This window comes from Amycolatopsis sp. DSM 110486, assembly GCF_019468465.1.
In the GTDB taxonomy this organism is placed as follows: domain Bacteria; phylum Actinomycetota; class Actinomycetes; order Mycobacteriales; family Pseudonocardiaceae; genus Amycolatopsis.
In genome coordinates this window covers 4,711,348-4,725,388 of the sequence record NZ_CP080519.1, presented here as the reverse complement: position 1 = coordinate 4,725,388, position 14,041 = coordinate 4,711,348, and the positions used below count along the sequence as shown (strand labels likewise).

The following is a 14,041-nucleotide window of genomic DNA, read 5'->3' as shown; positions in this document are numbered from 1 at the left end:
CTGTAAACCACTGCATACAGGCGGTGTCAACAGGTGCGTACAGTAGACACGCCGTTACCAATCCGGCCAAAAGTAGGCGGGCACCGAGCCGGACGCTCTCGCGTCTGGCAACCAATCCCGCCGTGGCTGTGGTCGGATTGGTAACAGACGGCACAGTACTATCCGGACAAGGGGAAGGGGGCGGTGATGCCACGGCAACGCACCTTCGCGGAGAAGCTGAGCACGCTCATCGACTCGTCCCGGGCGGACGGCCGCGCACCGCACAGCTACCGGGAGATGTCGGCGGCGATCGAGCGCACGGGCGGGCCCGCGATGTCGCCGGCGTACCTGCAGCAGCTGGCGACCGGAAAGCGGATCAACCCGAAGATCCACTACGTCGAGGCGCTGGCGAAGCTGTTCGGGGTGCCGGTCACGTACTTCTTCGACGACGAGGACGAGCGCGTCTCCGGAGACGCGCCGGCCGTCGAGGCGAAGCTGATGGCCATGCGCGCGCAGGAGCTCTCGCCGCAGGGCCGCCGTCAGGTCATGGACCTGCTCGACCTCGTCGAGCGCTATGAGCGCGCCGAACGGGAAGGCCACAGCGGACCGTGAAGGAACGCGAACTCCGCAAACGCTGCCGGCGGCTGCTGAAGGACCTCGACATCAGGCCGCCGCTCGACGTCGGGCAGCTCTGCGAACGCCTCGGCGAGCGCCGCGGCCGCCCGATCCGGCTCATGGCCTACCCGCTCGAAGTGCCCGGCCCGTTCGGCTGCTGGATCGCGACCGCCTCGGCCGACTACATCTTCTTCCAGCAGGAAACGACGAAAGCCCACCAGGACCACATCATCCTGCACGAGCTCGGCCACCTGCTCGCCGACCACGAACCGGGCGGAGACGCGGAACCGGCCGATTTCTTGCGGGGCCCGGCCGTGGAAAGCCTCGACGGGGACTCCGTGCGCCGCGCGTTGCGCCGCACCTCCTACGACGAGGCCCACGAGTGGGAGGCCGAGACGGTGGCCACGATCATCCTCGAGTGGGCGTCGGTGCTGAACTACACGATCCCGCGCGCCGCGGCCGACCACGACCTGCGGCGCATCCAAGGCACGTTGGGCGACCACCAGGGCTGGCTGTGACCGCTGCCTTCTTCGCCCTCTTCACCGCGGCGCTCGCCTGGCGCGTCTACCAGCTGGTGCGCTCGCCGCGGCTGCCGAACTGGGCCGTCACGGTCACCATCGCCGCGTTCGCGCTGGCGTTCCTCGCTCAGCAACGCGGGGTGACCACGTGGTTCGACGGCCTGACCGCCCCGGGTGGCGCGCGGCTGGCGAACAACGTGCTGCTCTCGTGCGGCGTCTGCTCGCTGCTGATCTTCTTCCTCGGCTCCGCGCTCGGCCCGCGCCAGGCGCGCGGCGTCGCGCTGGAGCTCGTGCCGCTGGCCGCCGCGATCGCCGTGATGACGTTCGCGCTGGCGATCACGCCGGTGCCGCTGCGGGGTGCCGCCCTCGGGCCGGACACGGTGCACGAGCCTGGGATCGCGTTGTTCTACTTCAGTGGTGGGGCGTACCTGATCTACGCGATCACGGCGTGCGCGGTGTGGATCGTGCGCTACCAGCGCGTGGCCGACCCGCACCTGCGCACGGGCCTGCGCATCGGTGCGGCGAGCCTCCTCGCGGCGGCCGCCGGCAGCGTGTTGCGGGCGCTGTACCTGGTGGTGGCGTGGGTGTTCGACGTGGCCGTGCCGGCGTTGCTGTGGCTCGTGGTGCCTCTGGTGATCCTCGGCAGCGTGCTGTTCCTCGCGGGCATCACCTATCCCGGTGTGCGGGCTCGCGTGGCGGCTGTGGTCCGGCGGCGCCGGCACCGGGCCGACCACCACCGCCTCGCTCCACTGTGGACACTCCTGGTGGCGGCTTACCCGAGCATCGTGCTGCGGACGCCGCCGGGCAACGGCCTGCGCGACCGGTTCGCCGTGCACCGCCGCTACTACCGGCGCGTGATCGAGATCCGCGACGGGCTGGTGCAGCTGAGCCCGTACCTGGAGACGGACCTGGCCTCACTCGCGGCCGACGATCCGTCCGCCGCGGCCGCGGCACTGCGGACCGCGCTGGCCCGCCAGGCCTCAGGTGAGGTGAGCGACGGGCGGGCCAAGCTCGTGCTGCCGGGCGGCGGCGCGGACCTGGAATCGGACGTACGGCCGCTGCTGTCGCTGTCGGCAACGCTTGTGGGAAAGGAAAACTGAACGTGGACACCCTGATCACGGCGGCCCGGGTGCTGCCCCGGCCCTCGACCCCGATCGACGGCGGCGCCGTGCTGGTGCGCGACGGCGAGATTGTCGCAGTCGGACGGCCCGACGAGGTGGCCGCGGCGGCCGTCGACCCCGTGGTGCGCGATTTCCCGGACGCGACCGTGCTGGCGGGACTGTTCAACTCCCACGTGCACCTGTGTTTCGACGCCACGCGCGAGATGCTGCCGAACTTCCTGGCCAGTGATGACACCGATGTCGCGAACGGTGCGGAGGAACGGCTCGGGCAACTGCTGCGCAGCGGCGTCACCACCGTACGCGACCTCGGCGGCCGCACCGTGGTGAAGCCGGCCGGCGGACCGCGGGTGCTCGCGGCCGGGCCGCCGCTGACCGTCCCGGATGGACACTGCCACTTCTTCGGCGGCGTGGTCTCCTCCGACGCCGAGATCCGCGCGCGGATCGACGCCAACGCGGCCGCGGGCGCCGACGTGATCAAGGTGATGGCGGGCGGCGGCCAGATCACGCCTGGTGGCGCGGAGATGTGGGAGTCGCAGTTCGACGCGCGGCAGCTCGGCGTGGTCGTCTCGCAGGCCGCGCGGCGCGGACTGCCGGTCGCCGCGCACGCCCACGGCGCCGACGCGATCGCCGACTGCGTCGAGGCCGGCGTCTCGACGATCGAGCACTGCACGTTCATGACCGGCCCGCAGCAGACCGACCTGCGCCCGGAGGTCGCGCGCCGCATGGCCAAGGGCGGCGTCTCGGCGTGCTCCACGAGCAGCCGCAACTGGCGGATGATGGTCGAGCGCATGGGCGAGGACCTCGCACGCCGCGTCTACGGGCGGCTGCCGTGGCTGGAGGAACACGGTGTGCGCCTGCTCTCGGGCACCGACGCGGGCCTGCCCGGCTCGACGTTCGACGACCCCGTGGGCGCGCTCGAGCTGTACGAATGGCTCGGCTTCTCGCGGCGGCGGATCCTCGAGATCGCCACCGAGGACAGCGCAGCGGGCCTCGGCCTGGGCTCGGTCACAGGTCGGCTGGAGCCCGGGCTGGCGGCCGACCTGCTGGTGGTCGACGGTGACCCGCTGGCCGAACTGGCGGCGCTGGGCAAGCCACTGCTGGTCATGGCGCGGGGCGTCGCGGCTTCCTGAGCTGCGCGCTTACTGAAGTACTTAGTTACTGAACAGGGTCGATCTTGACCTTGCTCACGCTCCCTTTCGATACGTCGGTGCATTGAGTACGCTGGCGTATCGAAAGCGGGAGGCCTGATGATCGAACCGACGGCGGACCGCGTGCCGCGCCGTCGCGCGGAGACCCGCCGGCGCCTGCTCGAAGCCGCTCTCCCGGTGTTCGCCGAAGAGGGCTTCGGACGGTCCACAGTGGAGCAGATCTGCGAGCGCGCGGGCTACACACGCGGTGCGTTCTACTCGAACTTCGCCTCGCTCGACGAGCTGTTCCTGGCCATGTGGGAAGGGCGGTCGGCGGCGATGATCGCGGCCGTGCGCGCGGCGTTCGACGCGTTCACGCCGGTCGATCTGCCCGACGTGCGGGCGGTCGTCGAGCGCGTGCTGCCCGCGATCCCCGTGGACGACGCGTGGTTCCGCGTGAGCGCCGAGTTCACCGCCCACGCCCTGCGCAACCCCAGCCTGCGGCGCGTGATGACCGCGCGCGAGGAAGCCATCGCCGAAGCGCTGATGCCGCTGATGGTCGAGCTGCTCGCGCGGGCCGGCCGCTCGATCCCCGATCCCGTGGCGCTGGGCCAGGCGCTCGTCGCGATGCACGACGGCACCAGCGCGCAATGCCTGATGGACCCCGACAACCCGCTCGTGTGGCAGCGGCGCCGTGACCTGTGCGTACAGGTGATCACGGCCTACACCGAGGAGACATGAGGTTGGACGCCTTCGAAGCGGACGCGATCGTGGTCGGCGCCGGCCTGGCCGGGCTGGTCGCGACCCACGAGCTGGTGAAGGCCGGGCGCCGCGTGCTCGTGCTGGACCAGGAGAACCGCGCGAACCTGGGCGGCCAGGCGTTCTGGTCTCTCGGCGGGCTGCTGTTCGTGAACAGCCCCGAGCAGCGCCGGCTGGGGATCAAGGACTCCTACGAGCTGGCGTTGCGCGACTGGCTCGACTCGGCCGGCTTCGACCGCGAGGACGAGGACCTGTGGGCGCGCAAGTGGGCCGAGGCGTACGTCCGCTTCGCCACGTACGAGAAGCGCGACTACCTGCACGAGCTGGGCCTGCGCGTGACGCCGCTGGTCGGCTGGGCCGAGCGCGGCGGCGGCAAGGCGGGCGGGCACGGCAACTCCGTGCCGCGGTTCCACCTGACGTGGGGCACCGGGCCCGAGGTGGTGCGGGTGTTCGCCGAGCCGGTGCTGGCGGCGGAGCAGCGCGGCCAGGTGCGCTTCGCGTTCCGGCACCAGGTCGACGAGCTGGTGGAGACCGACGGCGTGGTCACGGGTGTGCGCGGGACCGTGCTGGAGCCGAGTGATCTGCCGCGGGGCAAGAAGTCTTCGCGGGTCGCCGCCGGTGAGTTCGAGCTGTCGGCGCCGGCGGTGCTGGTGAGCTCCGGCGGCATCGGCCACAACCACGAACTGGTGCGGCAGAACTGGCCCGTCGACCGGCTGGGCCCGGCGCCGGCGACGATGATCCCCGGCGTTCCGGCCCATGTGGACGGTCGCATGATCGGCATCAGCGAGGCCGCGGGCGCGCGCGTGGTGAACCGGGACCGCATGTGGCACTACGTGGAGGGCATCCACAACTGGGACCCGATCTGGCCGGATCACGCGATCCGGATCATCCCCGGGCCGTCGTCGATGTGGTTCGACGCCAACGGGGTGCGGCTGCCCGCGCCGAACTTCCCGGGGTTCGACACGCTGCGGACGCTGAAGGCCGTGCTGTCGACCGGTTACGACTACTCGTGGTTCGTGCTCACGCAGTCGATCCTCGAGAAGGAGTTCATGCTGTCGGGCTCCGAGCAGAACCCGGACATCACGGGGAAAGACCTGAAGCAGACGTTGCTCAGCCGCGCCGCGAAGGGCGCGCCGGGGCCGGTGGACGCGTTCAAGCGCCACGGCGTCGACTTCGTGGTGGCCGACGATCTGGCGACGCTCGTCGACGGGATGAACAAGATCGCTCGCGGGCCGGCCCTGGACGTTTCCTTGCTGGAGCGCCAGATCGTGGCTCGTGACCTCGAGGTCGGGAACCGGTACTCGAAGGACCTGCAGCTGATGGCGGTGGCCAACGCGCGCAAGTTCGTCGGCGACCGCGTGGCGCGCGTGGCGAAGCCGCACCGGATCCTCGACCCGGCGCACGGGCCGTTGATCGCCGTGCGGCTGAACATCCTCACGCGCAAGACTTTGGGCGGCGTGCAGACGGACCTGGACTCGCGCGTGCTGCGGGCCGACGGCACGCCGCTGACCGGGCTGTACGCGGCGGGCGAGGTCGCGGGCTTCGGCGGCGGTGGCGTGCACGGCTACAACGCGCTGGAGGGTACGTTCCTCGGCGGCTGCATCTTCTCCGGCCGCGCCGCCGGGCGCACCATGGCCCGGGCGGTGAAGTGACGCGGCGAACGACCGGCACCGTCCTCGACGTCGACGGGGTCGCAATGCACCTGCGCGAAGACGGCCCCGCCGACGCGCCGGCCGTGCTGCTCGTGCACGGCTTCAGCGGCTCGCTGCACTCCTTCGACCGCCTGGCGCCCCTGCTGGCCGACCGCTTCCGCGTGCTGCGTCCCGATCTGCGCGGCCACGGCTGCACGGGCGGCCACACGGGCCTCGACGCCGTCTCCCAGGCCACGACCCTGGCCGGCGCCCTGAAGCTGATCGGCGCCGGCCACGTGACGGCCGTCGGTCACTCCTTCGGCGCCGACGTGGTGCTGGCGCTGGCTTCGCTTTCGGGGGCCGTGACCCGGACCGTCCTCATCGGACAGGCGCCGGACTACAGCCACGCCACTTTCCCGCCGGGCAACGGTTTGCTCGCGGCGCCGTTCGCCGGCCGCTTGCTGCACCGTTTGGCTTCGTCGGCCCCTGTCGGTTTCGTGTTGCGCCCTACCCCGCTGCGCCAGGCCCACGCCGACTTCTCCGCCACCAGCCCGGCCATGGCCCACGCCGTCCTCACCGAACGGCGCCGCCTCCTGGCCACCAACCCGCTCGACGCGCAGATCTCCGCGCTCGGCCTGCCCACCCTCGCGATCCTCGGCCGCCGCGACCGCCTCTACGACCACACTTCCGCCGCCACCCGCTACCACACCGCCGGCGCCGACGTCACCTTCCTTGATTCCGGCCACACCCCGTTCGTCGACCAGCCGGCCGAAGTCGCCTCGCTGGTCGCCTCCTTCTCCCTCCAGCCCTGACCCGGCCCCGCCGAGGGGGCGGGACCGCTGCAGCGGCTGCGAGGGAGACACGAAAACAGCCCCGCCGGGCTTTCGCCGGGCGGGGCTGTTTTCGGTGATCTACAAGGAAAAACTCAAGCCGGCGTAACCAGCCCACCCACGGTCGCGGCGACGTCGGCCAGCGCGACCTGCTGCTGTTCCCGCGTGGCCAGGCTCCGGACGGTCACGTTCCCACCGTCCCAGTCCTCCTGGCCTACGATCACCACGGCCGCGGCGCCGGCCTTGTCGGCGCGGGTGAGCTCCTTGCCGAGCTTGCGGTGCTCGATCGGGGTCGACGTGCGGAGGCCGGCGCGGCGCAGGGAGGTCGCGACCTGGCGAGCGGCGTCGGCGAGTTCCTCGGTGACCGGGATGACCATGACGTCCACCTCGGTGCGCGGGGCGGGCGTGAGGCCGTGGGTGTCGAGGAAGTCCATGAGCGTGACGTCGCCCATGCCGAAGCCGATGCCCGGGATGCGTTCCTTGGTGAAGAGCGAGGCGAGGTCGGCGTAGCGGCCGCCGCCGAAGAGGGCGCGGCGGTTCTTCGGCGAGGTGTCGAAGACCTCGAACACGGTGGACGTGTAGTAGGCCAGCCCGCGTACGATCATCGGCTCGAACTTCACCAGGCTCGCGGCCGAGCTGGACAGCACGCGCACCAGGTTCGACTGCTCCTTGACCTCCGCGGGCAGCTCGTCGAGCAGCGCGGCACCGGAGCCGAGGGCCTCGGTGAGCTTCTCGAACTGCTTGTCCGTGAGTCCGATCTCCTCGGCGGACGAAGCGTGCTCCTCCGCCGACGTCTTCTCCCAGCGGTCCACCAAGCCGAACACGGCCGGCAGGTGCTCCGCGGAGACGCCCACCACGTCGATGAGCGCCGACGTCAGCAGGTTCCGGTCGTTCACGCGCACGGCGAACATGTCCGAAGACGCACCCACCGACTCCATGAGGTCGTGGATCAGCTCGAACATCTCGATCTCGCAGTTCGCGCTCTCGGAACCGAAGATGTCCGCGTTGATCTGCCAGTGCTCCCGCACGCGGCCACGCTGCGGGCGCTCGTAGCGGAAGCAGTTCGGGTGGCTGTACCAGCGCACGGGGAACGACAGCGACTTCGCGTTGCCGGCGATCATCCGGGCCACCGACGGCGTCATCTCCGGGCGCAGCGCGAGGCGCTCGCCGCCCTTCGTCGTCAGTGTGTAGAGCTGCTGGTCGGCGATCTCCTGGCCCGACTTCCGCTCGTAGATCTCGGCGGGCTCCAGCACGGGAGCGTCGTAGCGGAGGAAGCCGTAGCGCTCCAGGACGTCGTAGAGATGGCCGAACACCTGCGTGCGAACGGACATTTCGGCGGGGACGAAGTCTCGGGTCCCCTTGACAGGCGCGGTCGACAGGTATTCAGGCACGTCATCAAGCTTAACGACCGTGCCCAGCCGTTAAAGGAAGGCCACCCCGTACGCCGTGATGAGCATGGCCGCGCCGAGCAGCACGGCTCCGGCGGTGGTGATCGACATGCCGACCCGCGTGCGCAGCATCGCCAGGAAGAACCCGCCCGACTGCGCCAGCACGCCGAACAGCAGCAGGAAGCACGCCACCCACCGCAGCGAATCCGACAGCCCGCTGCGGTCGAGCACCTGCAACGCCACCACCGCGAGCACGAGCAGCACCCCGGCGTGCGCGTGGCCGGCGCGGAAGAAACTCTTCTGCTGGTCGTTGAGCACCCCGCGCTTGAGCAGCCCCATCAGCGCGTAGCCGCCGTACATCACCGTGGGCAGCGACACGAGGGCGATGACGGTGAACAGCTGGACCGGTCCGTGCATGGCTTTCTCCTCCCAGAGCGTTCTGGAAGTAACCATAACACCGTTTTAAAACACTGTCACGCTACGCCTTTCGCAACGCCCACCGGCGCGCCCGTTCGACGTCGGCGGCGGCGCGGCGGTGAGATTCGGTCGTCGTCCCGGCGAATAGGGTCGACCGATGACTTCACGGCCTTCCGTCGAGCAGTTCCTCCGGACCTTTCACGACCGTGACCCTGGCAAGCAGTCGGTGAGCATTCGCGAAGTCCTGACTCCGGACGGCCGCACGGCGTATGAGGCGTTCGCCGACCGCGTCGGAGACGCCGATCGGGTGCTCGACCTCGGGTGCGCGGACGGGGAGCTGCTGTCCGTGTTCGCCGATCACGGAGCGCAGCGGTTGGCGGGGATCGATCTTTCGGTGAACGAGCTCGCGTTCGCACGCCGGCGGCCGGAGCTGCAGCACGCGGATCTTCGCGTCGGTCGGGCACAGGAGCTGCCCTGGGAAGACGAGTCGTTCGATGCGGTGGTGTCGCACATGGCGTTCATGCTGATGAGCGAGCCGGATCAAGTTGCGGCGGAAGCGGCGCGAGTGCTGATGCCCGGTGGGCGGTTCGCGATCGCGGTGGGAAGCGGTGGTGCCGAGGAAAGTGCTGCCCTCGAGGTGTTCCGGTCGCTCGCCCTGCCGCTCTTTCGGGCTGCTCGCGGGCAAGGGTTGTTGCCGAGGTTCGGTGATCAGCGCAGTCGGACCAGGGAGGGTCTCGACGAGATCCTCGGGCCGGTGGGGTTCGCGCCGGTGACGTGGGAGCGGATCACCATCCGGCACCGCAGTACCCCGCTGGCGGTATGGCAGGACAACGCGGAGACGTTCTACGAGTTGTCCGTGGTGCCGAAGGATGAGGTGGCCGAGTTGCGGGAGAGGTTCCTGGCGGAGGTCGAACCGCTCGCGGTGGATGGCTTGGTGCCGTGGGCGATGGGGATCAACGTTGCTGCTACTCGGCTGGTGGGTGGTGGCGCGTAGTCGCGGACGGCTCGGGAACGAGATCGATCGCAGTTGCCGGGCGTGAGGTGGGAGGCGGAGCAGCCGGGTTCCGGGGCGCCGGCCGCTGGCGCTCAGGCCCTCGTGAACCTCAGCGTGAACGTCGCCCCGACGCCCGGAACCCCCGCCGCGGCGATGGTTCCGCCGTGGCCCGTCACGACTTCGTGCACCAGCGCCAAACCGAGCCCGAACCGGCGGCCCTCACCCTGGCCGCCGTGGGCGAACCGCTCGAACAGCCGCTCCGCATCCCGTTGCGCGAAGCCGACTCCGGTGTCGGCGACGCGGATCTCGACGTGCCGGTCGTCCGGGTTCTCCAGCGTCACCTCGATCGACCCGCCGGGCGGGGTGTGGCCGATCGCGTTGTCCAGCAAAGCCGACAGCACCCGCCGCAACGCCGCCGGCACGCCCGGCACCACGTCGAGCAGTCCCGGCGAACGGCGCACCTCGATCCGCACGCGCCGGTCCCCCGCGCGCACGGCTTCGGCCTCCACCGCCTGCTCGGCCAGCAGACCGAGCTCCACCGGCTCCAGCAATGGCCGCTCGTTGCACGCCTGCGTCGACAGCAGCAGGTCCTCCACGACTTCACCCAGCTCGCGTGTGCCGGAGACCAGCAGGTCCAGGTCGTCCGAGGGCACCGGCGACACCCGTGCCCGCCGCGCCAGCAGCTGCGCGCGCGTGTGCAGGCGGGTGAGCGGCGCGCGCAGCTCGTGCGACGCGTCGGCGACGAAGGTGCGCTGGCGCCGCAACGCCTCGCCCAGCGGCCGGATCGCGCGCGCGGCCAGGACGAAGCCGCTGAAGACGGAAACCAGCAGTACCACCAGTTCCGCGATCACCAGGCCCATCAGCAGCTGCTGCCGGTCGGCGGCCTGGTAGCGCTGGTCGACGAAGACCTGCCACACCTGGCCGCCGTGGTCGACGGCGCGGACCGTGAACGTCGAGCCGGCCAGTTCCTGTTCCGTGGTCACGGAACCGCCGGGCGGCACGGTGGGCGCGGGCGGCGGCACGAACGGCAACGCGGCGGGCACGTGCCCGGCCGGCGTCACCAGGAACACGCAGCCCGGCGGCGTCGCCGACAGGCCCTGGGCCAGCGTGTAGTCGATCTGCCGGTCGACCTCCTCGCCCTGGCCGTGCACCAGCACCCAGTACGCGATGGCGCCGGCGGCGAGCACGACCAGCGTGATCACCACGGCGATCTGGCTCGCGATCGTCCGCCGCGCGCGCCGCAGCGCCCGCGTGTCGGGATCGACGATCACCGTCACATGGCCCCGATCTGGTAACCCAGGCCGTGGACGGTCTTCACCACCTCGCGACCCAGCTTGCGCCTCAGGTAGTACACGTAGGTGTCCACAATGGATTCCCCCGTCGAGTCGGCGAACACGTGGGTGCGCAGCGCCTCCCGCGGGTGGATGGCCTTCGGCCGCTGCGCGAGCGTGCGCAGCAGCTCGAACTCGCGCCCCGACAACGTCACACGCTCCCCGCGGGGCAGCACGACCTCGTGGCGCAGCAGGTCGAGCGCCGCGGTGCCGAGCGGCAGGCACTCGGCACCGTCGAGGTCCCGCCGGCACAACGCGCGCAGCCGGGCCAGCAGCTCGTCGGTCTCGAACGGTTTCACCAGGTAGTCGTCGGCGCCCGCGTCGAGACCGTGGACGCGGTCGGCCAGCTCGCCCAGCGCCGAAAGCACCAGCACGCGCGCGGTCACGGCCCGGCGCCGCAGCCCGGCGAGCACCTCCAGCCCGTCCATCACCGGCAGCCGCCGGTCGAGGATGATCACGTCGTGGTGGCCGGTGAGGCCGCGGTGCAGGCCGCGCTGCCCGTCGTGGGCGAGCTCGACCTCGTAGCCCTCGTCGGTGAGCAGCTCGGACAGCATTCCGGCCAGTTCACGATCGTCCTCCACGAGGAGCACTCGGGCTGCGCTTCCTGCCTCTTCGTGCACGTGTTCATACTCGCAGTCAGCGCGCCGATTGAACCCTCAACTTTCGTAGGGAATCGATCATTTACCCGCTGGTTGGGCCGAAAGGAGGAACTCCGGCAGCTGATCGGACGAGTACTTCTTCCGATCCCGCCGGTCGATCCAGCTCAGCAGCGGGGCGGTCATGATCGTGGTCACCAGGGCCACGAGCACCAGCACTGTGAACAGCGCCGGCGACACGATCCCCGCCTGCAGTCCCACGTTCAGCGCGATCAGCTGCATCAGCCCCCGCGCGTTCACGAGCACGCCGATCCGCAACGCGACCGGCTGCGGCTCCCCCGCCAGCCGCGCCGCGCCCCACGACGCCCCGAGCTTCCCGACGATCGCCACCACCACGCACAGCAGGGCGAACAGCAGCAGGTTCGGGTCGGCCAGCAGCGCGAACCGCGTGTTCAGGCCGGAGTAGGTGAAGAACAGCGGCAGGAACACGACGTTGCCCACCGGCAGCAGCTTCGAGACCACGGCGTCGGCCGCTTCGCCGCGCGGGAACGCGATGCCGGTGACGAAGGCGCCGAACACCGCGTACAGCCCGATGGTGTCGGTGAACCACGCGGCGGCGAACAGGATCATCGCGGTGACGAGCAGCCGCTGGTCCACCGACATCCGCGGGCTGGCGAACATCTTCGAGAACACCCGCCGCGCCACGATCCACACCAACAGCGCGAACACCACGCCGCCGCCCAGCGCCAGCGCGATCGGCCCGGCCGAGCCCGCGTGCATGCCGACGACCACCGCCAGCAGGATCCACGCGAGCACGTCGTCGACCGCGCCGCACGCCAGCGCGAGCGAGCCGAAGCGCGTTTTCGTCAGGCCGCGTTCGGTGATGATCCGCGCGAGCATCGGGAACGCCGTGATCGCGATCGCGACCCCGACGAACGCCGCCGACACCACAGGCGACACGCCCGGCTTGGTGATGCCGACCCAGCCCGTGCCCACCACGGCGACGCCGATCCCCAGCACGAGCGGAATCCCGGTCCCGGCGCTCGACACGGCGGCCACCAGCTTCGAGGACTCCCGCACCGTTTTGGTGCGGAACTCGTAGCCCGCGCCGAACATGTAGAGCACGAGCCCGATCTGCCCGCCCAGGTACACGAGCGTGCGCACGGTGTCGGGGAACAGGTACGACTGGACGCCCGGCAGCAGGAGCCCGAGCAGCGACGGCCCGAGCAGCACCCCCGACACCATCTCGCCGACGACGGGCGGCTGCCCGAGCTTCACGGCGAGCATGGTCACGAGCCGCACCACCACCAGGATCACCACCGCCGCGAGGAAAAACGCGGGAGCCGCCTCTGACGCGGTCATCATTCGCCTCCGTGGTTCGCGAAGTAGTTCACGCACAAACGCTTCTGCCGCGCGTCGAGCACCATGTAGGTGCCGAACACGAGCTGGGCGAGGCTGCGCCACACGTCTTCCCAGCGATCGCGCACGGCGAGGTACGCCAGCGGGCCGCGGGTCGAGCGCGCCGAGCCGCGCGGGGTGAGGAACACCGGGCCGCGGTTGGGGATCGAGCGCGTGTGGGCCGCGCTCGACACGACGGAGTAGCGGCGCAGGAACTCCCGCGTCACCACGCGCATCGTGATCGGCGCCAGCCCGCGGGCCGGGCACGCGCGGTTCTGCGCGACGCCGAAGGGCAGGAAGTTCACGTCCTTCTTGGCGGGCGCTTTGCTGGAACCTGCTGCGTGCGCCGGGCAACCGACCGGCGGCTCCCAGCGGGACGGGTCGAACTCGTCGGGCCGCTCGAAGCCCGCGTGGTGGAAGTCCGGGTAGCTGAACAGGAGCACGGTGCCGGCGTCGATCGTCGTGTCGTCGAGCTCGATGTCGCCGGTGGTGATGCGGTGGGCGATGCCGAAGAGCGGGTAGGTGCGCAGGCCCTCGTCGATCACGCGGTCGAGGTACTCGTCGTCGTCCGGATCGGCCGCCAGCCGCCGCTGCACGTCCGGGTGCTGCGCGATGATCATCAGCAGGTGCGCCATCGCCTCCGACATCTGCACCACGGCGGTATTGAAGAACGTGCCCTGCAGGTAGAACACCTGCTCGTCGCGCGTGAGCCGGGTCGGCAGCGCGTGCGGGATGTCGCCGAGGCGACGCCGCAGGTACTTCGTGAGCTTCGCGCGGCGGCGCATGTTGCGGGGCCGCACGCACTTCAGCGCCGACACGACGTCGTCGGCGTGGCCCACGATGAGGTCGCGCGCCTCGGGCGGGCACGGTTCGCCGAACACGAGCTCGTAGTACAGCTCGGCCCAGATCGGCATCATCTCGTCGCGCAGCCGGATCAGCCGGCCGTCGCCGACTTCCAGGCCGTCGAGCACGTGCTCGGCCACGCGGCGCGTGAGCTCTTCGGACTCCGCGCGCGTCTTCACGAGGATGTGGCGCGTGGTCTTGGCGACCTCGTCGTAGCGCGGCCCGGCCTCCAGGTGCTCCTGGTGGACCTCCGGGCCGGGCGCGAGCCAGTACCAGAACAGATCCGACAGCGCCGCGCCCTTGCTGCGCCCGTTGGCCGCCGGGTCGGCGTACACGCGGCGGAAGTCCTTGACCCCGACGCGGTGACCGGGGATCGGCAGGCCTTCGTCTCCGTTGACCAGCGCGAAGATCTTCACCCGCAACGCGACCACGCGGCCGGGCAGCCACTTCGGCAGCGAACCGACGAGCCCAGCCGCCAGCGCGGCCGTGAGCAG

At 70.7% G+C, this 14,041-nt stretch carries 14 protein-coding genes; 8 read left to right on the top strand and 6 right to left on the bottom strand.

Going from position 1 to position 14,041, the window contains the following annotated elements; all coding sequences use genetic code 11:
* Window positions 1-186 precede the first annotated feature (186 nt).
* The 7 genes from K1T34_RS23060 to K1T34_RS23030 all read left to right on the top strand — a co-directional run bounded on the left by K1T34_RS23060 (window position 187) and on the right by K1T34_RS23030 (window position 6,562).
* Window positions 187-591 carry a helix-turn-helix domain-containing protein gene (locus K1T34_RS23060; protein ID WP_220246275.1) on the top strand — a complete coding sequence of 135 codons (405 nt, stop codon included), beginning with the start codon at window positions 187-189 and terminating at the stop codon, window positions 589-591.
* Window positions 588-1,112: a hypothetical protein gene (locus K1T34_RS23055; RefSeq protein ID WP_220246274.1), complete on the top strand. Its 525-nt coding sequence runs from the start codon at window positions 588-590 to the stop codon at window positions 1,110-1,112. The genes K1T34_RS23060 and K1T34_RS23055 overlap by 4 nt, the downstream gene beginning before the upstream one ends.
* On the top strand, window positions 1,109-2,212 hold the full coding sequence (locus K1T34_RS23050; protein WP_255638658.1) for an MAB_1171c family putative transporter: 1,104 nt from the start codon (window positions 1,109-1,111) through the stop codon (window positions 2,210-2,212). The genes K1T34_RS23055 and K1T34_RS23050 overlap by 4 nt, the downstream gene beginning before the upstream one ends.
* A 2-nt stretch (window positions 2,213-2,214) precedes the next feature.
* Complete coding sequence (locus K1T34_RS23045) at window positions 2,215-3,363, top strand: amidohydrolase family protein (protein WP_220246273.1); 1,149 nt, start codon at window positions 2,215-2,217, stop codon at window positions 3,361-3,363.
* Between the two features lie 117 nt (window positions 3,364-3,480).
* The gene (locus K1T34_RS23040; protein WP_220246272.1) at window positions 3,481-4,101 is read left to right on the top strand and encodes a TetR/AcrR family transcriptional regulator; all 621 of its coding nucleotides are present in this window, start codon (window positions 3,481-3,483) and stop codon (window positions 4,099-4,101) included.
* Window positions 4,098-5,771 (top strand): FAD-binding dehydrogenase, encoded by a 1,674-nt coding sequence (locus tag K1T34_RS23035; protein WP_220246271.1) that lies wholly within the window; start codon window positions 4,098-4,100, stop codon window positions 5,769-5,771. The genes K1T34_RS23040 and K1T34_RS23035 overlap by 4 nt, the downstream gene beginning before the upstream one ends.
* A complete protein-coding gene (locus tag K1T34_RS23030) occupies window positions 5,768-6,562 on the top strand; it encodes an alpha/beta fold hydrolase (protein WP_255638656.1) in 795 nt (264 codons plus the stop codon). The genes K1T34_RS23035 and K1T34_RS23030 overlap by 4 nt, the downstream gene beginning before the upstream one ends.
* Before the next feature lie 113 nt (window positions 6,563-6,675).
* Here K1T34_RS23030 and hisS read toward each other — a convergent pair whose 3' ends face one another.
* Both hisS and K1T34_RS23020 read right to left on the bottom strand, forming a co-directional pair.
* On the bottom strand, window positions 6,676-7,971 hold the full coding sequence (gene hisS / locus K1T34_RS23025; protein ID WP_220246270.1) for a histidine--tRNA ligase: 1,296 nt from the start codon (window positions 7,969-7,971) through the stop codon (window positions 6,676-6,678).
* A 30-nt stretch (window positions 7,972-8,001) separates the two neighbouring features.
* Window positions 8,002-8,385 (bottom strand): hypothetical protein, encoded by a 384-nt coding sequence (locus K1T34_RS23020; protein ID WP_220246269.1) that lies wholly within the window; start codon window positions 8,383-8,385, stop codon window positions 8,002-8,004.
* 157 nt (window positions 8,386-8,542) lie between these two features.
* Here K1T34_RS23020 and K1T34_RS23015 point away from each other — a divergent pair, with 157 nt between their 5' ends.
* Window positions 8,543-9,379: a class I SAM-dependent methyltransferase gene (locus tag K1T34_RS23015; RefSeq protein ID WP_220246268.1), complete on the top strand. Its 837-nt coding sequence runs from the start codon at window positions 8,543-8,545 to the stop codon at window positions 9,377-9,379.
* Between the two features lie 92 nt (window positions 9,380-9,471).
* Here the strand turns inward: K1T34_RS23015 and K1T34_RS23010 are convergent, their stop codons facing one another.
* The 4 genes from K1T34_RS23010 to K1T34_RS22995 form a co-directional block, all read right to left on the bottom strand.
* Window positions 9,472-10,650: a cell wall metabolism sensor histidine kinase WalK gene (locus tag K1T34_RS23010; protein ID WP_220246267.1), complete on the bottom strand. Its 1,179-nt coding sequence runs from the start codon at window positions 10,648-10,650 to the stop codon at window positions 9,472-9,474.
* Between the two features lie 2 nt (window positions 10,651-10,652).
* Window positions 10,653-11,300 (bottom strand): response regulator transcription factor, encoded by a 648-nt coding sequence (locus tag K1T34_RS23005; protein WP_220246266.1) that lies wholly within the window; start codon window positions 11,298-11,300, stop codon window positions 10,653-10,655.
* An 87-nt stretch (window positions 11,301-11,387) separates the two neighbouring features.
* Window positions 11,388-12,668, bottom strand: a complete 1,281-nt coding sequence (locus tag K1T34_RS23000; protein ID WP_220246265.1) for a cation:proton antiporter — start codon at window positions 12,666-12,668, stop codon at window positions 11,388-11,390.
* Window positions 12,668-14,041: a cytochrome P450 gene (locus tag K1T34_RS22995; protein ID WP_370643833.1), complete on the bottom strand. Its 1,374-nt coding sequence runs from the start codon at window positions 14,039-14,041 to the stop codon at window positions 12,668-12,670. The genes K1T34_RS23000 and K1T34_RS22995 overlap by 1 nt, the downstream gene beginning before the upstream one ends.